Source organism: Roseburia sp. 831b (assembly GCF_001940165.2).
In the GTDB taxonomy this organism is placed as follows: Bacteria; Bacillota; Clostridia; order Lachnospirales; family Lachnospiraceae; genus Roseburia.
Map to the genome: position 1 here is coordinate 2,118,764 of NZ_CP135162.1, position 20,632 is coordinate 2,139,395.

Consider the following 20,632-nt stretch of genomic DNA (forward strand, 5'->3'; position numbering starts at 1 on the left):
GTGTTTCGTTAAAGTGTTAATTCTATTCCAAAGAAAACGCAGTTTCCATACAAACCGAAAGACTGTTGGAAACTGCATTTTCTTATACCAGACGGGAAGCTATGAACTTTGCAAGTGACTCTGCCTGCTCGGCTGCAATATCAAAGGTCTCAATGGATTTTTTATATTCGCCGTCATAATATTGTTCCATCTCCTGGCGCAATAAATCCAAATGTTCAAACAGCATCCTTCTTAATTCCGTCTCACTGCCTGGTTTCATATTTTTTGCAAGCAAGGATGCCATCTTGGCCGCATTCTCATACCATGCATTCACCTCTCTTTGATAGGCATCCATATCTTTTGCCATCAGAAGTTTCATCATTTCAGCTGCCATATCTTCGTGTTCCAGCAAAAGATCACGCAGCTGATTCAGTTCTGTCTGGGAAAGGTACCCCTGAAATGTATTCACAATCTCCCCCACATTCCGAAGCAGACGCTCCTTCGTTGCCTGCTCATTTGACATCTGCATCTGCGGTGTCTCCTCCATTGGCATGGAAAGCATCAGCATACGATGCCAATAGACATGCTCTAACCATGCCCGCATCATCTCTTCGCTTAGGCTATCCTCTTTTTCCTCCGGTACCGCATAGCCCGGTCCCGGACAGATATTAAAACGCATTCCAACCTGGAGGTTATACGGATTTACTCCCGGATTTTCCAAAATCAGTTCCGTAACAGTTGTCATGTACTGTTTTGCCAGCTTGTATAGGGAATCCCCCTCTTTAATCGTGTGCACAATTTTGTTCTTACAATACAATGATTATTCTCCAAAATCTCTTTCCTTTTATCTTATGCAGCGAAAAAAAAGTTGCGAAACAATTTCTTGCTTCACAACTTCGTTTTATAATAATCCTGCAAAAAATGGTGCTACCACAACCGTCAAAAGACCTGCAACTGCGATTGACAGGCTGCTCATGGCTCCTTCAATCTCTCCAATCTCCATCGCCTTTGCCGTTCCGATTGCATGTGCGGCAGAACCAAGCGCAATCCCTTTTGCAATCGGCTCTTCTATTTTAAAAAGGTGGAACACAAATTCTGCAATAATATTTCCAACTACGCCTGTAATTATAATTACTGCCACTGTAATCGTAACAATTCCACCTAACTCTTCTGACACACCCATGCCAATTGCGGTCGTAATGGACTTTGGAAGCAGAGTTACATACTCCTTATGATTCAAATGAAACAAAAGTGCCATTGTCATCACACAAAGTACGCTGGTAAACACGCCGGATAAAATTCCTGCTGTAATCGCTTTTGCATTGTTTTTCAAAAGCTGTACCTGTTCATACAATGGAATTGCAAGACAAACCGTAGCCGGTGTCAGCAGATAACTTAGGTATTTTGCTCCCTCATTGTAACTGTCATAGTCAATTCCGGTTGCAAGTAAAAACAGGATTACCACTATGATGGAAACAAGAAGTGGATTAAACAATGCCAGCTTTAATTTCCGTTTTAAAAATGCTCCGATTTCGTAGGTTGCAATACTTATCATGACTCCAAAGAAAATGGAGTTATTTAACATCTCTCTCACTTTTATTCCTCTTTTCCAAACGAATTACAAACTGTGTGACTCTTCCTGATATTCCCATAACTACAATTGTAGATACAATGGTAATCACGATAACCGGAATGCAGATTGGCTTTAACACGCCCCACGCATTCATGAGTCCGACACCTGCCGGGATAAACATCAGTGGCATAATCTCAATCAGATATTTTGCAGCTTCCTTTACCTGCTCTAACTGAATCACTTTAAATTGCAATGCCAGAAACATTAGCACCAGTCCATAAATACTCGACGGAATCTTAAAAGGAAGTATCATTTTTAAAATTTCTCCCAGAAACGTAACCGCCAAAATCAATCCAAATTGCCTGATATACTTCATCTTTATCGCCCTTCATCATTCGACATATTTCTACATTTTTTCAGTACACATTGTATACGCATTATTCGAATAGGGCAAGATGTATTTTTATTTGTACAATTTTGCTATTTTTTGAGCGGATCAGACGCCGGATTCTTGATTGGATTTCCTTCTTCATCAAATCTGGAGCCGTGACACGGGCAGTCCCAGGTGTGTTCTAACGCATTCCAGCGCAGCTTGCACCCTAAATGTGTACAGCGTTTTCCACCAAATGACAGCAAGTTTACTGTCGCTTCTTTCAGATTGGTAAAAAACTGACGGGAAAACATTCCCCTTGACGGCAAAAACAATTTTGCATATTCGTTGTCATATCCTTGCACTAAATCCGTTAAAATCTGGGCTGCAATCATGGCGGAGGTCATTCCCCATTTGTTAAATCCGGTTGCTACATATAAATCCGGTGTACTTTTGGAATAACACCCGATATAAGGCATTCCGTCCAGCGACATACAGTCCTGTGTCGCCCAGTTTGCATATTCTGTCGCATCTGGGAAATACATGTTTGCAAAATTCCGTAAGTATTCATATCCCCTTGCAGGCTTTCCGGTCCGGTTTCCGCCGCCGCCAAGTAATAAGGTATCCCCCACCGAGCGCAGGGAAATTCCGTTTTCCTCAGCCTCCAGATAGATACCCTCTAATTCTTTTACCCCCTTTAGGGCAAGCACATAGGAACGTTGCTGGTAAAGTTTTAAAAAATAAAGTCCTTTTTTATCGATGATTGGAAAATGCGTGGCAATGATAATCTTTTCTGCCGTCACCGTACCTTTTTCCGTCACTGCAAAATATTCCGTCATCTCTTTTACTCTTGAATGTTCATAAATTGGAAGATCTTTGCTAATCTCCGCCACTAACCGGTACGGATTCATTTGCCCTTGCTCTGGGAAACGCACTGCTGCCTTCACCTCAAAAGGCAGTTCTGTTTTGGTAACATATTCTGCCGGATAAGTCAGGCGGTGCAAAACATCTACCTCTTTTCGAAGCATCCATTCATCCGTTGTCGAAAACAGATAGGCATCTTTTTCTTCAAACTCAAACTGATAATGCCAGGATAATTTTTTGTATTGGCGAATTGCAAGCTCATTCGCCTCCAAATACTGTCTGGTAAGTTCCAGACCATACTGGTCACACATCTTCGCGTAACGCAATCCATGCTGGCTTGTCACCTTTGCCGTCGTATTTCCTGTGACACCACCTGCAATGGTATCTGCCTCAAGCAAAACGGCTTCTATCCCTGCCTGCTTGCAATAATAAGCGCAAAGAAGACCTGCAAGCCCACCCCCTATAATCAGGACGTTGGTTCGCAGGTCCTCCCGTAATTCTGGAAATTCTGGTAATGTTATCTGTTCTGACCATATCGAACTCATTGTCTTATCCTTTCCTGCCAAAGCATCTGGCACTCTATACACAATTCTTCATTCTGCATTTAATATGGTCAGTTTTTCATTTTTTATGCGGGATTTTTCCCGATACTGTCACTAAGGCTCTGATATAACTCACCCGGATTGATTGGTTTGGTCAGATGTCCGTTCATTCCAGCCGCTAACGATTTTTGCACATCTTCCTCATAAGCATTCGCTGTCATGGCAAGAATCGGAACTGTTTTTGCATCTTTCCGGTCTAAACCGCGGATAGCCTGTGTTGTCTCAAGCCCGTTCATCACCGGCATACGGATATCCATCAGAATCGCATCATAATGCCCTAATTCACCTGATAAAAACATATCCAGGGCATCCTTTCCGTTCTCCGCGTGCTCAACCTTCATGCCTTTGCTCTCCAAAAGTCTTCGCGCCACAAAGGTATTGATTTTATTATCTTCTACTAATAAAATACATTTTCCCTTTAAACATGCAAAATCTTCCGCACCGGAATGGTTCTTTTTGCCTTTTTCTTCAAGCGGTTCTGCTTCTGTCACTGGCAAATCAACTATGATTGTAGTTCCTTTTCCAGGTTCACTTTCAATCTGTAAAACACCGCCCATAATCTGAACGAGCTTATCTACAATCGTAAGTCCAAGACCTGTTCCCTGCCATTGAAGATCTGCTCCATTTTGTTCCTGTTCAAACGGTTCTAGCGCCTTTTTCAAAAATTCAGGACTCATTCCGATTCCATTATCCGAAACTCTGTAACGAATCCAGGTGTCCTCCGTTGGCATTTCCTTTTTCTGCGCTGTAAACTCAACTTTTCCACCAGACATCGTATATTTGACTGCATTGGATAACAGATTAAAGAAAATCTGTTCCAGACGGACTCTGTCTGCATAGATACATTCCACACCACAGTCAATGTTGCAGTAGAACTCCATATTTTTTTCTTTTATAAGAGGACGGATTGTGGTATCAATGGATTCCTCAAAATCGTCTTTTGTAAATACGGTAGGGTTCAATACCAGCTTTCCGCTCTCAATTTTGGAAATATCCAAGATGTCATTGATTAAGCCTAGCAAAAACTTGCCGGAACCTTCGATTTTTCCAAGATAATCGTCTAGTTCTTCCTTGGACTTGCACTCTTTTGCAAGCTCTGTCACACCTAAAATCGCGTTCATCGGTGTTCTAATGTCGTGACTCATCCTTGCCAGAAAATCACTTTTTGCATAGCTTGCTCGTTCTGCCGTCTCAAGCGCCTGCTCTAAAATGTCCTGTTTTTCCTTTTCCCTTTTTACAATATCATCAATATCTGTTCTGGTATTGATGATAAATCCTTTTTCATGGTCCGCATAAGTGTAACGGAGCAGCTTCCGGCGAACAGAGCCGTCCGCCTCTCTCATATCATATTCGTAGGTGTAAAATTCTTCCCGCTGAAGATTATGCAAAATATTCGTAAGTGAGACATTGGCAATCAGCTTTTCCATGTCATCTGTCACTGCAACACGGCGCATGTAATCCGCAACCATCTTGTCATAGTTTTCGTGAAATTCCTCCGGTTTTACAATGCCATCCTTGCTGGAATACATCTTAAAATGCTTGTTCCACACATTGATTCCACTCATGTAGTCATAATCAAAGCGGCTTGTCGTATTCACCATCATGTTAAGCATGCGTTCATTTGTAATGTCACGGTTATAGAAAAAGGCAACCACGTCATCACTCTCCGGGCGTCTTAACATCTTTACATCCACCTGCATCCAGACAATGTCACCGGACTTTTTCCAGACCGCCCAGTATGTCGTCTGATAGTCCTCTTTTCCCTCCTGGAACATCTTTAGAAGAGACTCGGTTCCAAGCTTTTGATTTTCTTCGTCTGACAAGTGAATCGCGGTCAGATACTGGCTGACACGCTTTTTGTAATCGACAACCGGGAGCTTATCTTCCTCGCCGAGTTCTTTTCGTCCAAAATTGATTTCTTCCACACATTTTTTGGTCAGATTCACACAGCAGGTCACAACCGTACTTGAAATCGCGTTCTTGTGATAATTAATTTCCTCCTGATAACGCTGTTCCATCAGGGTTTCGCGCGTAATATCCCGGCTGGCACCGTAGGCATGTGTTGCGACCTGATTTTCATCTTTTACCGCAAGATAGGTTGTGTGTTTTCTCCACCAGCCATCATGATTCTTGTTTGCAACCCAGAAACTTCCAGATACTTTCGGTGCACCGTTTTGCAATTCTTCGTACATGCGAAGAAATTCTTCCCTGGAATCTTCCCTGACATATCCATTTTCAATAAAAAACTCCGGTACATTCTCAATGACAAGCGGATATTCGTTCAGTTCTGTCGAGGTATCAGTCTGTAAAATCCGTTTCCGTTCGATATCATATTCCCAGACGCTGATAGAAGCCCCCTCAAGTGCACGCATATATTTTTGCTCACTCTCACGGATTTTCTTTTCCAACAGGGTCTGTTCTGTCACATCATTCATCGTAAAGGCACAGTAACCCGCATCCTCCTGATAGATGGTTAAGGAAAAGTATCTTTGAAAAATCTTACTGTAAAAAACAGAGTTTCTCTCCTGTCCGCTTCTTTCCACCTGTTCAATCAGTTTCAGCCAGATTTTTCTTCCTTCCACAAACACATCATAATGGTATTTTCCAATCAGATCATCCGCAGAACATTTGATCAGATTCGCATACGCATGGTTTACATAACGATATGTCATATTGGAAACGTTTCCATCCTCATCATATTCCGGTCTTACAATCCCAAACGGAATCGGGCTAAAATCCATGCAGTAACGGAACTGTTCGATTCTGGCATTCGACTTATCCTCCGACATAATGCCCCGCACTCTGTGATACAACAATTTTGAAGCAAACGGTTTTGTAATAAAGTCATTTGCTCCTAGCTCCAATACACGGTTTTCAATCACTTCATTATGTTCTGTTACCGCTATGATAGGCAAAAGGTGATAACGCTCATCTTTTCTTAAAATCTCAATCAACTGGAAACCGTCCATCACCGGCATATAAAGATCAGTCAGCAGAAGATCTACAAACTGTTTTTGCAGAATATCAAGTGCTTCCTGCCCATTTTCGGCCTGAATAATCACATATTCTTCTTTAAAATATTCGTTCAGGATGACTCTGTTCATCTCGATGTCATCCACTATCAGCATTACCTTTTTACTCGCGTCCATCTTATGTACCTCAAGCATTCTCAAACATCATCTAATTTCTAATTTTAAACGAATTTTTGTAAATAGCAACTAGAATTCATACACTTTTCAAAAAAGAATCCTGTTACATAAAAAAGTTTTTACCGCAGAATTTGCACATTTCGTTTTCTGAGCGGGGAATTGTGACATATATCCTATTGACAATAACTTTACACCAATGCTATCATGAAAAAAAATTTTGGAAAGATGAATTATTCGGAGTCTTTCCAAGCAATTATCCTGGACCACTCATCCCGAGTCAAGGCCATACGGACAGCCGGGTCCACTGCCGATTGGCAACTTTCGTTGCCTTATTGATTGAGTTAGAAGCTCAAATTTTATAAGTTGGTTCCTTTATAACCAAAATGCGTGAATCGCAGACTTGTGAAACGGTCAATAAGAGTAGTAAAAGTATGATTGCTATATAGACTCTGATTATCCCGAATCCTTACATATTGATATCCCACCGGCAGGTAATGCTGGTTTTTCTGTGATAGAGCGGAAGCTGTATGTTTTATAACTACGTTTTTCGTTGTATTGCATCATCATGGATTTGTAACGCAGGTTATGCACACGCATACCCTGCGTTTTTTCGTCTATTGAATTAGGGTAACAAAACATGATTTATCACTTGAAAAACTAGAAATCATGTTTTGTCACCCTAATTCTGTAGGAGAAAATTTCGAGTATTTGTATAAAATTTACCTTACAGATTGTGCAAAAAAGGAGAAACTAGAAATGAATTCAACTACAAACCGCACACCTCTCGACCAGAACCGTGCGCCAATCCACGAAGCCTTGGAACAATTCCGCCAGATGCGTGTTGTTCCATTTGATGTACCGGGTCATAAACGGGGACGTGGCAATCCAGAACTGACCGCTTTTCTCGGACAGCAATGCGTCTCTGTCGATGTCAACAGCATGAAGCCTCTTGACAATCTCTGTCATCCGGTCTCTGTCATCCGCGAGGCAGAGCAGCTTGCCGCCGAAGCCTTTGGAGCTGCGGAAGCTTTTCTTATGGTCGGAGGAACCACAAGTGCCGTGCAGAGCATGGTCTTAACCGCCTGCAAACGTGGCGACGAGATTATCCTGCCACGTAATGTGCACCGCAGTGTCATTAACGCTTTGGTACTCTGCGGCGCCGTTCCTGTCTATGTAAACCCGGAAGTGGATCACCGCCTCGGTATCTCGCTTGGCATGAAGCTTTCCCAGGTAGAAAAGGCGATTCAGGAACATCCAAACGCTGTCGCCGTGCTCGTAAACAATCCGACTTATTATGGCATCTGTTCTGACCTGCGCGGCATTGTAAAGCTTGCGCACGAACACGGCATGCTCTTCCTTGCCGATGAGGCTCATGGAACCCACTTTTATTTTGGAAAAGACTTACCGGTCTCTGCCATGGAAGCCGGCGCCGATATGGCATCCGTCTCCATGCATAAAAGTGGCGGCAGTCTGACACAGTCCAGTTTTTTGCTTGCCGGGCCAAACGTCCATGCCGGATATGTCAGACAGATTATCAACCTGACACAGACAACTTCCGGCAGTTATCTTTTGATGAGCAGCCTGGATATCTCAAGGCGCAACCTCGCACTGCGCGGTGAGGAAATTTTCGGAAAAGTACGGGAAATTGCGGAGTACGCCAGAGCCGAAATCAACTCCATCGGCGGCTACTACGCTTTCGGCCCTGAGATGATTAACGGTGACTCCATCTATGATTTTGACCCAATCAAGTTAAGTATTCATACGCTAGACATTGGTCTTGCCGGAATCGAGGTCTACGACCTGCTCCGCGATGACTATGACATTCAGATTGAGTTCGGTGACATCGGAAATATCTTAGCCTATCTTTCCATCGGCGACCGTATTCAGGAAGTCGAGCGGTTAGTGAGCGCTCTCGCCGAAATCCGTCGCCGTTACCAGCATGATAAAACGGGTATGTTAAGCCAGGAATATATTGACCCACAGGTTATTGTAAGCCCGCAGGAAGCCTTCTATGCTGAAAAAGAAAGTCTTCCAATCTTAGAGACAAAAGGAAAAGTCTGCAGCGAATTTGTGATGTGCTACCCGCCTGGAATTCCAATCTTAGCGCCCGGCGAAATGATTACGGAAGATATTTTAAATTACATTTTGTATGCGAAGGAAAAAGGGTGTAGTATGACCGGTCCGGAAGACCCGGAAATTCTTCGCCTCAACGTTTTAAAATAAGGAGCAGAAAATGGAACTTTGGTTTAGTGAATTGCACACCCCGGATGTAAAACTCAGCATCCGTGTGGAAAAACAACTTTTTTCCAAGGAAAGTGATTATCAGCGAATTGACGTTTTTGACAGTCGGGAGTTTGGCCGTATCCTTGCTTTGGATGGAAATATTATGTTAACCGAACGTGACGAATTTATCTACAATGAAATGATTGTACATGTCCCGATGTCCGTTCACCAGAATGCGAAACGTGTCCTTGTCATCGGTGCCGGGGACGGCGGTGTTGTAAAAGAGCTGACCCGCTACGAACGCATCGAACACATTGACCTTGTTGAGATGGACCCTATGGTTGTGGAGGTCTGCCGCCGGTACTTACCGGGAAATGCCTGCCAGCTCGACGATGAGCGCGTCCATATTCATTTTGAAAATGCCTTAAAATTCATGCGTTACCGTGAAAATGAATACGACCTTATCATCGTCGATTCCAACGACCCTTATGGCCCGTCCGAAGGATTTTTCACAAAAGAATTCTACGGAACCTGTTACAAAGCGCTTCACGAGGATGGCATTATGGTAAACCAGCAGGGAAGTCCTTTTTACAAACAGGATGCCGATGCCATGCAGCGCAGTCACAAACGAATCGCAAATACGTTTCCCATCAGCCGCGTCTACCAGGCACATATTCCGACCTATGCGGCCGGTTACTGGCTTTTTGGATTTGCCAGCAAAAAATACCATCCCATCGATTATTTAGACGGGGAAGCATGGAATCACCTGCACTTAAGAACCCGTTATTACACCACGCGTCTTCATAAGGGTGCCTTCTATTTACCTGCATTCTTAGAAGAAATGCTAATGGAAGTGGAATAGAAAGGAGTCCTATGAACAAAAACATTGAAACCTTTATCGGATGTGATGCCGAATATGAGGATGCATCCCTCGTCTTATTCGGTGCTCCGTTTGACAGCACGACAAGCTACCGCCCCGGCGCACGGTTTGGTTCTTCCGCCATTCGCCACGAAAGCTATGGTTTAGAAACCTACAGTCCTTATCAGGATGAAGATTTAGAGGACTACTCTATTTTTGACAGCGGGGATTTAGAGCTTTGCTTTGGTTCTTCTAAGGCAGCTCTCTCGGATATCGAAGCACGCGCATCCGAGATTTTATCCGATGGAAAACTTCCGCTTTTGCTTGGCGGAGAACATCTTGTCACCTTAGGTGCCGTCCGTGCTGCCCTGCAAAAATATCCAGATTTACATATCGTGCACTTTGATGCACACACGGATTTGCGCGATGATTACCTTGGTGCCACGCTCAGCCATGCATGCGTCATCCGCCGCTGCCACGACCTCATCGGGGATGGGAAAATCCATCAATTCTGTATCCGAAGCGGAGAACGGGAAGAATTTCGTTTTGCAAAAGAGCACACGGACCTTCATAAATTCAATTTTGAAGGATTAGAGGAATCGCTTCACGCCATCGGTGACGCACCGGTCTATTTTACCATCGATTTAGACTGCCTTGACCCAAGTGCATTTCCGGGAACCGGAACCCCGGAGGCTGGCGGCGTCAGCTTTTTAGAATTATTATCAGCAATCGAACTTGTTGCAAAATCAAATGTAGTTGCAATGGATTTGAATGAATTAAGTCCAATGCTTGATGCGAGCGGTGCAAGTACGGCACTCGCGTGCAAGGTCACAAGAGAGCTGATGCTTTCCGTTTTAAAAAACAAAAAATAAGCGGTACATTTCTAAGAATTGAAATGTGCATGCCCTAAAAAAATACATGGTACATTTCTGAAAGTTGAAATGTGCATGCCTTGAAAAATAAAAAGAAAACGTACACTTTTGGTACGAATTGGAGGAGAAAATGAGTAGAGTTTTAGTTATCGGCTGCGGTGGTGTTGCTTCCGTTGCCATTCAAAAATGTTGTCAGGTGAGCGAAGTATTCACCGAAATCTGTATTGCAAGCCGCACGAAATCCAAATGTGACGCACTTGCTGCAAAGTTAGAGGGCAAAACTGCCACCAAAATTACGACTGCCCAGGTCGATGCTGACAAGGTAGAGGAAGTGATTGCCTTAATCAACGCTTACAAACCGGAACTTGTCATGAACATCGCCCTGCCTTATCAGGACCTTACCATCATGGACGCCTGCCTTGCCTGCGGCGTCAACTATATGGATACTGCAAACTATGAACCGGAAGACATTGAAGACCCGGAATGGAAAGCCATCTATGAAAAACGCTGCAAAGAGGAAGGTTTTTCTGCTTACTTCGACTACTCCTGGCAGTGGGCATACCGCAAGAAATTTGAGGAGGCCGGCTTAACTGCTCTTCTCGGTTCCGGATTTGACCCTGGTGTCACACAGGCTTACTGTGCGTATGCTTTAAAACATGAATTTGACCAGATTGACACCATCGACATCTTGGACTGCAACGGCGGCGACCACGGTTATCCGTTTGCCACAAACTTCAACCCGGAGATCAACCTTCGTGAAGTATCCGCTCCGGGAAGCTACTGGGAAAACGGCCACTGGGTTGAGATTCCTGCCATGAGCATCAAACGTGAATACAACTTTGACCAGGTCGGAGACAAAGATATGTACTTGCTCCACCATGAAGAAATCGAATCTTTAGCCAACACCATCCCCGGCGTCAAAAGAATCCGCTTTTTCATGACCTTTGGACAAAGCTACTTAACCCATATGAAATGTTTGGAAAACGTTGGCATGCTTTCCACAACTCCTATCGAGTACGAAGGAAAAGAAATCGTTCCTATTCAGTTTTTAAAAGCATTATTGCCAGACCCTGCAAGCCTTGGTCCACGTACCGTCGGCAAAACCAATATTGGCTGCATCTTTACCGGAACCAAAGATGGAAAACCAAAAACTTACTATATTTATAATGTATGTGACCATCAAGAGTGCTACAAAGAGGTAGGCTCCCAGGCAATCTCCTATACCACCGGCGTACCAGCCATGTGCGGCGCCCTCATGCTTTTAACCGGAAAATGGAACAAACCTGGTGTTTATACGGTTGAGGAATTTGACCCAGATCCATATATTGCAGCATTGGATCAGTATGGACTTCCACATCAGGAGAATTTTGCACCGAAACTGGTGGACTAATTTCGGATGATGCAAAATGCATGCAGGATTTTGTGCGACATGAATCGTATTCGGGAAACCACCGCAGGCACGCTCCCGCTACTTGTCGCTCGTAGCGGTACATAAGGTGCTAGAATACAGCACCTAAGTACCGACGGCTCCAAAGTACCTGCTTGTGGTCTTCCCGAATACGATTCATCTCAATAAAGGTTGTGAGCATTTTGCTTATTAGAAATTGAATCTACGGTTTTTATACCCACTGATTTGTGGCATTTTGCATATTAAAATTTAGTCACTTTTTATGTCATGATTCGGAAGTCAAAAGGTAACTCACAATTTTCCTTTTGGTAAATTGTAAACTGCTTTTTTACACCAAAATCATGTTATTTTACAGTTAGATTTAATTAGGATGTTTGACTTTGGAAAGGTTTTTGTAATGAAACGAGAGGAAATGATTTTGAGACACACTTCTCTTCCTACGCCCTGTTATCTTTTGGATGAGGCGAAGTTGATGGAGAATGGGAGAATTTTAAAAGAGGTGCAGGAGCATACGGGATGTAAGATTTTACTTGCGCAGAAGGCTTTTTCAAACTATGACTTGTATCCTATGTTAGAGCCTTATCTTGCCGGAACGGAGGCAAGTGGGCTATATGAAGCGCGCCTTGGTTTCGAGGAAATGCCGGATAAAGAATGTCATGTCTTTTGTGCTGCCTACCGCGAGGACGAATTTGAGGAACTTTTAAACTATGCGGATCATATTGTCTTTAATAGCCCCGGACAGTTGAAAAAATTTGGTGCCCGTGCCAAAACAGCCGGAAAAGAGATTGGACTTCGCATCAATCCAGAATGTTCCACGCAGGATGGACACGCCATCTACGACCCCTGTGCACCGGGAAGCCGTCTTGGCACAACCCTGGCTCAATGGAATGCTTTGATGACACCGGAGCTCATTGCAATGCTCGACGGTCTTCATTTCCATACACTCTGTGAACAAAACTCCGATGATTTAGAGACAACCTTATCCACATTTGAAAAAAATTTTGGCTTTGTTTTGCACAAGATGAAGTGGTTAAATATAGGCGGTGGACATCATATCACACGTGCCGATTATGATATTGCACGTTTAGAACGCTGTATTACAAAAATGCGGGATACCTACCAGTTACAGATTTATTTAGAACCGGGAGAGGCCGTTGCACTCAATGCAGGTTATCTTTGTACCAGTGTACTTGATATTCTGCAAAATGGCGATATTTCTTTGGCTATTTTAGATATGTCACCTGCCTGCCACACCCCAGATGTCATTGAGATGCCATATCGGCCACCACTTTTTGGTTCCCTGCCGGAGGAAGAAAACGATTTTTCCGGTGCAAAACCGGATTGCTTCACCTACCGCCTGGGAGGCCCGACCTGTCTGTCCGGTGATGTTGTAGGCGATTACAGTTTTAAGACACCTCTATCAATTGGCGACCGGCTTCTATTTCAGGACATGGCAATCTATTCCACCTGCAAAAATAATACCTTCAACGGCATGCCTCTTCCAGATATCTGGGTGCTTCATGCAGATGGTTCTTATGAGCAGCTGACACACTTTGGCTATGATGATTTTAAATATCGTTTAGGAAAAAGACGGCGATAATTCCTATGTCTGATGTTTTGGAATCTTTTTCATAGAATTATGATTGATTTTTTGAAAGAACTTGTTTGTTCTTAAAATAGAATCCTAGATAAGCATCTACTAAAATAGATATTTGTAGGAAAATTGACTGGAACCGCAATAACATGAGGAATCTGCAAAATTTCTCACGTTATTGCGGATTTGTTATGCTTATACCAACGCTTTCGCTGTTTCTATCTGTGCTTCAAAGCCCTGCATACTTTCTGCTTGTAATGCAAGCTTCATCCAGGAATCCAGCACCTCTAGCTCTCGCTGATTTTGGATACTTTCCTTAAGTTTAGACGATACGTTTCCCTTCTGTGATAAAATTAACAATAATGCTTCCTGTTTTGCCTCGGCTTTTCCTTCTGCCATTCCCTCTTTCTTGCGCTCTTCGAGCAACTCTTCAAAATACATATAACTCGCCTCCAACTCTCTCCATTCCTTTAGTTGTTTTACCTTGTTATGTATCTTTTCTACAGCTTTATCCTCAATACTTGCCACATACTCGTCCGTGCTTTCCTCAACATATTTTAGAAAATGGATTAGTTCTTTTGGTACTTCATCTGCATTTTTCCCCTTTGTACTCAGGAAAATCTTTGTCGTTCCATCGTTCAGCTTTAAATCTCTCTCCAGACATTTCTGCTCAAACGTGTAACGATACAGCCCATACCCAAATGGGTCAAATGCACAGATAAAAATAACGTAACTTGGCTTTAAATCATTAAAATCTTCTCCCGGTTTTAATGACATCACATCCATTTCCGCCTGATGATACCGGCTCCTTTTCGCGATATTCTTCTCATCGGAATTCTGCATCTCAATGTTATACATAACCTGCATCTCATCACTTGCATAGATGTCAAGCCGAATGCTGCGAAAATCAGAACTAAACAGCAACGAATGTTCTGCGTGGACTTTTACTTTTGAAATTGGAAATCCTAAAATAATTTCTAAAACCTGCTGGCAGGTTTCCTCATCTTCTAAGGCAGCTGCAAAAAGAAAGGCATTACTTAAATCTAACTCTTTAAATGGTTTTTTCATAGGTTTCTCTCCTGTTCTGTTTGTGCAGACACAGGATATCGCCGTCACCTTTTTTGCAAAGACGCATCTTTTCATCGTCTTTGTCTTGATTATAGTATCCAGCAACTAAAACTGCAAGCAGTTCCTTCTTTTTACAACTTCTTTTAATTCTTTTTCAGACGCCCGCATGGTATAAGACATCAGACAGGCTCCGTCTGCACCAGCGAAAAATACACGCTCTAGATTTTCCAGTGCAATACCGCCCAGTGCATAGACTGGCATAGCAGCCTGCTTGCAAATTGTCTCAAGAAAAGGAATCCCTCTCGCCGGAAGATTTTTCTTACATTCTGTCGGAAAAACGTGGCTTGCCGTAATATACATGTGATTTACGTGCAATCTTTCCTGCAAGCCCTTTACTTTTTGCAGCTCCTCCGCCGAATGAATGGAGCCTCCTACTTCATAAAAATTGTGAAGTTCTTCACAATCTTCTGGAAGTTGCGATTCTTTTTTCCCCAGATAACCCTGCTGCATCCATGCCAAAATCGCGCCTTCCTTTTCCCAAAGCAGCGGTAACGGCAGATGTATACTTTTCACCTGAAGTTTAACTGCAGCTTCAAGGAAAGAATGAAGGGTACAAATCGTCTCGTAGGGTTCTAATGCACGCATCACCTGCTCCGCCAAAGCCTGGTATGCATCAGGTGTTAAATCTTTTTCTCTTAAAATAATCCGGTCAAATCCAGCGTCCGCAATTCTTTTTATCTGGTCTAGGAAGTCGTTCTCGCAGAGTTTTCGATTCGTAATTGCAATCAGTTCCTTCATTTTGTCTCCATTCTATTGGTGTGCATTATACATAGATGTAATCGCTCATAACCGGCTGCAATCCAAGGTTCTCAATTGCCTCATACACTTCTTTTACGCTTCTGCCATCGGAAATTTCAAACTGCTCATCGCCTTTTGCATCTTCCTCGTCAAGATGTTCTCCGATTCCAACCGAAACACCGGCGGAGATTTTTGTGGCTGCAATGTCGATGAAGGCATCCCTCACACGTGCACATTCTCTCGTCGAAATTGTGATGCTCGCATATGGCAGGAAAATACGATACGCCGTAACAACCTGCAAAAGCTGTGCCTCATGAACGTCCATCGGATTAATTTTGTCATTGTTAATAATCGGACGAAGTCTCGGACAGGAGATTGCAATCTCTGCGTGCGGATATTTTTTCTGAAGCAGACTTGCATGATAGCCGACCGCCAATGCATCTTTCCGAAAATCGTCCAATCCTAACAGCGCTGCAAATCCAACACCACGCATACCACCTTTTAATGCACGTTCCTGTGCATTGAGACGGTATGGGAAAATTCGTTTATGTCCGGCAAGATGAAGTGTCTCATATTTATCAGAATTGTAGGTCTCCTGGAATACCGTCACATAATCAGCTCCACACTCATGCAGATAGGCATACTCATCGGAATTCATCGGATAGACTTCCAGACCAATCACTTTGAAATATTTTCGTGCAATTTTACAGGCTTCTCCAATGTACTTCACATCTGACTTTGCACGGCTCTCCCCTGTTAAAATCAAGATTTCCTGCAAACCTGATTTTGCGATATATGCCATCTCTTCTTCAATCTGCTCATAATTTAAGCAGGCACGATGAATCTTATTGTGGCAATTGAATCCACAATAGATACAATAGTTTTCGCAATAATTTGCAATATATAATGGTGTAAACATCATCACGGAATTTCCGAAATGTTTCTGTTTTTCTAATTTTGCACGCTGCGCCATCTCCTCTAAATGTGGCAATGCAGCCGGAGAAAGCAATGCCTTATAATCCTCTAACGTACATGTCTCATGCGAAAGTGCACGTCTGACATCCGCATCGGTGTATTTGTCATAATCATACGCTTCCATCTCACGGATTACTTTTTCCTGCACCTCTGACTCTAACGCCTCCATGCCCGGAAGATACGTCATATGGTCAATTCTATTTTCTTTTAAATGCTCCCGAATCTCATCGTTCAAGATACTCTCATTTATTTTTTCACTCATGTCTACTCTTCTTTCTTTTATATCGTTGCTGGTAAAATCCGAATATGAAAAAGGCTGTCCAAAAAGTATCAGAATAGACATATAAATAGAATACTGAAAATTACTGTAAAAGTTTTATCAAAATGATTTCACAACAAAATTTTGGAATCTTCTATTTATAAAGTCTTTTTTAATTGTATTCAGCCTTTTTTCACATCCGAATTGTCCTTTTTACTCGCGAAGAAATCCCGTCAATGGAGAGGATGCCTCTGCTCCTTTTTCACGGACACGTCCTAACCCTGCCAGATAAGCGCTTCTTCCTGCCTCAATTGCTTTGCGGAATGCTTCTGCCATTGCCGGAATGTCTCCTGCAGTTGCAATTGCGGTGTTTGCCATAACGGCTGCTGTTCCCATTTCCATCGCCTCACACGCCTGTGACGGACGTCCGATTCCGGCATCCACGATAATTGGCAAATCAATTTCATCGACAAGAATCTGGATAAATTCTTTGGTGCAAAGACCTTTGTTCGATCCGATTGGTGCGGCAAGCGGCATGATGCTGGCTGCTCCTGCATTCTGTAAATCTCTTGCGACATTCAAATCCGGGTACATATACGGCATGACGACAAATCCTTCTTTTGCAAGAATTTCGGTTGCCTTGATGGTTTCCTGGTTATCCGGGAGTAAATATTTAGAGTCGCGCATGATTTCAATTTTTACAAAATCACTTCCGCAGACTTCTCTTGCCAGTCTTGCAATTCGGACTGCTTCCTCGGCATTTCTTGCCCCGGATGTATTTGGCAATAATGTAACATCCTTTGGCATATAGTCCATGATATTTGCCGTTCCCTGGTTTGCTCTTCGAAGTGCGAGCGTGATAATCTGCGCACCGGCCTGCTCCACTGCAGCCTGAATCAAATCCAGTGAATATTTTCCAGAACCTAAAATAAAACGTGATGTGAACTCATGTCCACCAATTACTAATTTGTCTTGATTACTCATTTTTCTATCTCCTTTATACCTCGTTCTCTCCAAGCAGCAGTCGAATTACCATATTTGCCTCATGTCCGGCGCAAATGCTGACGCGCGGTGCCATAAGACTCTGTCCGCTTTCTAATCCATTTACGCCATCCCCGCATAAGTAAAAGCGTTTATTTAACTGACGGGTTTTTATGGCATTGCTGCTGTGATATCCAGCCATTCCACTGCCGGACAACAGAATTTTTTCTTCTTTAAAACTGGAAAAAAATGCGTCCACTAACATTGCCTTCTCTTTTGCCTGGTCAAATGCCTCACAGACAATGTCCTCCTCACGGAAAAGTTCCGACACGTTATCTGCCTCCACACGGACGCAGTCTAGTTTTAATTGTACAAACGGGTTAATATCCCGGATAATCTGTGCAAGTGCTTCTGTTTTCTTTCTTCCAATGTCCCGGATGCGGTACTGCTGCCGATTCAGATTGCTGATATCCACAACATCAAAATCAATCAGGTGAAGGGTTCCCACACCTGCCCTCGCAAGTGCTACCGCAATGTTAGACCCAAGCCCGCCAAGCCCTGCTATTGCAACTTTTCCCTGCAAAAGTTTATCCTGTACTTCCTTCGTATGGCGCTCGCAAAGGCTTGCATACATCTCTTCCCAGGTTAATTTTTCGCCTTGCATCAGCCGCCTCCCACAAAGGACACTACTTCTAATTTATCATTCGGCGCAATCACATATCCCTCATACTCTGCTTTCGGGATAATTGCTTCGTTTACTTCGACAGCAATCTGCTCCTTCTTATAGCCCTCCCGCTCAATCAACTGCAGGATGGTGATGTTTTCCTCATATTCTTTTTCTTTTCCGTTAACCCAAACGAACATAAATCCTTCCTTTCCCCGATAACCCAGAGTTCGTTACATCGAACAAAACTTCATTCATTTGCTTTCGCTGTATACAACCAAACTTCATTCATTTATTTTCGTTGTATACAACCAAACTTCATTCATTTATTTTCGCTGTATACGACTTTCATGTAGCTTTTTTATAATTTTATAAATCGTTGCACTTGGTATCTGCTATTCTATAACTCTTTTCTGTGACTTTGGAAATGAATTAGATTTTCTTAATATATCTGTCTACGCCCAGCAATGTTCTGCCATGGATGGCAGAACAAATTCGAACGAACCACGGACGGTTCGTTTCGAATGTTTGCGTCACCTCTTATCACACTAAATCAGATATATTTAGAAATTCTTATTCATGTACAACGGAGCAAAAAGAATTATAGAATAGCAGATACCAAATTCAATGAAATTCATAAAAATCCATAAAAAAAGGTTCATGAAAGAACATACCCGCGGTGGTATGCCCCTTCATGAACCATAAGTTCACTCTGTGTTATCTATATTTTGTTTCCAAATAGAAATTATAACAGATTGATTTCAAATTGCAAGCTTTTTATGCTTTTGGTCCTGCTGCAACTAATGCTTTACCAGCATCGTTTCCTTCGTATTTTGCGAAGTTCTTCACGAATCTGGATGCAAGATCTTTTGCTTTTGTTTCCCATTCTGTAGGATCTGCGTATGTATCACGAGGATCTAAGATACCGGAATCTACGCCTGGAAGTTCTGTTGGAACTTCGAAATCAAACATAGGAATCTTCTTGGTAGGAGCGTCTAAGATTGCGCCGCTTAAGATGGCATCGATGATACCACGGGTATCTTTGATGGAGATACGTTTTCCAGTTCCGTTCCATCCTGTATTTACTAAGTAAGCTTTTGCTCCACTCTTCTGCATTTTCTTAACGAGTTCTTCTGCATATTTAGTAGGATGTAACTCTAAGAATGCCTGTCCAAAGCAAGCAGAGAAAGTAGGGGTAGGCTCTGTGATTCCACGCTCTGTACCAGCTAATTTTGCTGTAAAGCCAGATAAGAAATAGTACTGTGTCTGTTCTGGAGTTAAGATGGAAACTGGAGGAAGTACACCAAATGCATCTGCGGATAAGAAGATTACGTTCTTAGCTGCTGGAGCAGAGGAAATTGGACGTACAATATTCTGAATGTGATCGATTGGATAAGATACACGTGTATTCTCTGTCACGCTCTTATCTGCGAAATCAATCTTACCGTTTGCATCAAGAGTAACGTTCTCAAGAAGTGCGTTACGTTTGATTGCATTGTAGATATCCGGCTCAGATTCTTTATCCAGGTTGATAACTTTTGCGTAGCATCCACCTTCGAAGTTGAATACACCATTGTCATCCCAACCGTGCTCATCATCACCGATTAAGAGACGTTTTGGATCGGTAGAAAGCGTTGTTTTACCTGTACCGGAAAGACCGAAGAAGATTGCTGTATTCTCACCGTTCTTGTCTGTGTTTGCAGAACAGTGCATAGAAGCAATACCTTTTAATGGAAGGTAGTAGTTCATCATGGAGAACATACCTTTCTTCATCTCACCGCCGTACCATGTATTGATGATAACCTGCTCGCGGCTTGTGATGTTGAATGCAACACATGTCTCAGAGTTAAGACCTAATTCTTTGTAGTTCTCAACTTTTGCTTTAGAAGCATTGTAAACAACGAAATCTGGCTCGAAGTTCTCTAATTCTTCTGCTGTAGGTTTGATGAACATGTTTGTTACAAAGTGTGCCTGCCATGCTACTTCTACGATGAAACGAATTGCCATACGTGTATCTTTGTTTGCACCACAGAATGCATCTACTACGAATAATCTCTTATTGGAAAGCTCTTTCTTTGCGATATCCTTTACAGCGCTCCAAGCTTCCTGTGTCATTGGATGGTTGTCATTCTTATACTCATCAGATGTCCACCATACAGTGTCTTTTGAGTTCTCATCTACTACGATAAATTTATCTTTTGGAGAACGTCCTGTGTAAATACCAGTCATAACGTTGACTGCGCCCAATTCACTTTCCTGACCTTTTTCGTAACCGTCAAGTCCTGATTTGGTTTCCTCTTCATACAGTACATCATAAGAAGGATTGTATACGATTTCTGTTGTTCCGGAAATACCATACTTGCTTAAATCAATTTTTGCCATCTTACATTAACC

Annotated in this window: 17 protein-coding genes; 5 read left to right on the top strand and 12 right to left on the bottom strand. The window is 42.7% G+C overall.

Annotation, left to right across the window (positions count from 1 at the left end; genetic code table 11):
• Positions 1 to 82: 82 nt before the first annotated feature.
• From BIV16_RS09600 to BIV16_RS09620, 5 genes are all read right to left on the bottom strand, one after another.
• Positions 83 to 796 (bottom strand): LysM peptidoglycan-binding domain-containing protein, encoded by a 714-nt coding sequence (locus BIV16_RS09600; protein WP_075680612.1) that lies wholly within the window; start codon positions 794 to 796, stop codon positions 83 to 85.
• An 84-nt stretch (positions 797 to 880) separates the two neighbouring features.
• Positions 881 to 1,573 (bottom strand): LrgB family protein, encoded by a 693-nt coding sequence (locus tag BIV16_RS09605; RefSeq protein ID WP_075680613.1) that lies wholly within the window; start codon positions 1,571 to 1,573, stop codon positions 881 to 883.
• The gene (locus BIV16_RS09610) at positions 1,554 to 1,928 is read right to left on the bottom strand and encodes a CidA/LrgA family protein (protein ID WP_075680614.1); all 375 of its coding nucleotides are present in this window, start codon (positions 1,926 to 1,928) and stop codon (positions 1,554 to 1,556) included. The genes BIV16_RS09605 and BIV16_RS09610 overlap by 20 nt, the downstream gene beginning before the upstream one ends.
• Before the next feature lie 104 nt (positions 1,929 to 2,032).
• A complete protein-coding gene (locus BIV16_RS09615) occupies positions 2,033 to 3,331 on the bottom strand; it encodes an FAD-dependent oxidoreductase (RefSeq protein ID WP_075680990.1) in 1,299 nt (432 codons plus the stop codon).
• Between the two features lie 83 nt (positions 3,332 to 3,414).
• The gene (locus BIV16_RS09620) at positions 3,415 to 6,537 is read right to left on the bottom strand and encodes a response regulator (RefSeq protein WP_075680615.1); all 3,123 of its coding nucleotides are present in this window, start codon (positions 6,535 to 6,537) and stop codon (positions 3,415 to 3,417) included.
• A gap of 756 nt (positions 6,538 to 7,293) precedes the next feature.
• Here BIV16_RS09620 and BIV16_RS09625 point away from each other — a divergent pair.
• The 5 genes from BIV16_RS09625 to nspC all read left to right on the top strand — a co-directional run bounded on the left by BIV16_RS09625 (position 7,294) and on the right by nspC (position 13,499).
• On the top strand, positions 7,294 to 8,760 hold the full coding sequence (locus tag BIV16_RS09625) for an aminotransferase class I/II-fold pyridoxal phosphate-dependent enzyme (protein ID WP_075680992.1): 1,467 nt from the start codon (positions 7,294 to 7,296) through the stop codon (positions 8,758 to 8,760).
• 10 nt (positions 8,761 to 8,770) lie between these two features.
• On the top strand, positions 8,771 to 9,622 hold the full coding sequence (gene speE / locus BIV16_RS09630; RefSeq protein WP_075680616.1) for a polyamine aminopropyltransferase: 852 nt from the start codon (positions 8,771 to 8,773) through the stop codon (positions 9,620 to 9,622).
• Between the two features lie 11 nt (positions 9,623 to 9,633).
• Entirely contained in the window at positions 9,634 to 10,491 is an 858-nt protein-coding gene (gene speB / locus BIV16_RS09635) for an agmatinase (RefSeq protein ID WP_075680617.1), read from the top strand.
• 130 nt (positions 10,492 to 10,621) lie between these two features.
• Positions 10,622 to 11,881: a saccharopine dehydrogenase family protein gene (locus BIV16_RS09640; protein ID WP_075680618.1), complete on the top strand. Its 1,260-nt coding sequence runs from the start codon at positions 10,622 to 10,624 to the stop codon at positions 11,879 to 11,881.
• A gap of 415 nt (positions 11,882 to 12,296) precedes the next feature.
• Positions 12,297 to 13,499 (top strand): carboxynorspermidine decarboxylase, encoded by a 1,203-nt coding sequence (gene nspC, locus BIV16_RS09645; RefSeq protein WP_075680619.1) that lies wholly within the window; start codon positions 12,297 to 12,299, stop codon positions 13,497 to 13,499.
• Between the two features lie 189 nt (positions 13,500 to 13,688).
• Here the strand turns inward: nspC and BIV16_RS09650 are convergent, their stop codons facing one another.
• The 7 genes from BIV16_RS09650 to pckA all read right to left on the bottom strand — a co-directional run bounded on the left by BIV16_RS09650 (position 13,689) and on the right by pckA (position 20,620).
• Positions 13,689 to 14,561 (bottom strand): Rpn family recombination-promoting nuclease/putative transposase, encoded by an 873-nt coding sequence (locus tag BIV16_RS09650; protein ID WP_075680994.1) that lies wholly within the window; start codon positions 14,559 to 14,561, stop codon positions 13,689 to 13,691.
• Between the two features lie 105 nt (positions 14,562 to 14,666).
• Complete coding sequence (locus BIV16_RS09655) at positions 14,667 to 15,359, bottom strand: thiamine phosphate synthase (RefSeq protein ID WP_075680620.1); 693 nt, start codon at positions 15,357 to 15,359, stop codon at positions 14,667 to 14,669.
• 25 nt (positions 15,360 to 15,384) lie between these two features.
• The gene (thiH, locus tag BIV16_RS09660; protein WP_075680621.1) at positions 15,385 to 16,596 is read right to left on the bottom strand and encodes a 2-iminoacetate synthase ThiH; all 1,212 of its coding nucleotides are present in this window, start codon (positions 16,594 to 16,596) and stop codon (positions 15,385 to 15,387) included.
• A 210-nt stretch (positions 16,597 to 16,806) separates the two neighbouring features.
• On the bottom strand, positions 16,807 to 17,577 hold the full coding sequence (locus BIV16_RS09665) for a thiazole synthase (protein WP_075680622.1): 771 nt from the start codon (positions 17,575 to 17,577) through the stop codon (positions 16,807 to 16,809).
• Between the two features lie 13 nt (positions 17,578 to 17,590).
• Positions 17,591 to 18,238 (bottom strand): sulfur carrier protein ThiS adenylyltransferase ThiF, encoded by a 648-nt coding sequence (thiF, locus tag BIV16_RS09670; protein WP_075680623.1) that lies wholly within the window; start codon positions 18,236 to 18,238, stop codon positions 17,591 to 17,593.
• The gene (thiS, locus tag BIV16_RS09675; protein ID WP_075680624.1) at positions 18,238 to 18,438 is read right to left on the bottom strand and encodes a sulfur carrier protein ThiS; all 201 of its coding nucleotides are present in this window, start codon (positions 18,436 to 18,438) and stop codon (positions 18,238 to 18,240) included. Before thiS ends, thiF begins: the two co-directional genes overlap by 1 nt.
• A gap of 577 nt (positions 18,439 to 19,015) precedes the next feature.
• On the bottom strand, positions 19,016 to 20,620 hold the full coding sequence (gene pckA, locus BIV16_RS09680; protein ID WP_075680625.1) for a phosphoenolpyruvate carboxykinase (ATP): 1,605 nt from the start codon (positions 20,618 to 20,620) through the stop codon (positions 19,016 to 19,018).
• Positions 20,621 to 20,632 lie beyond the last annotated feature (12 nt).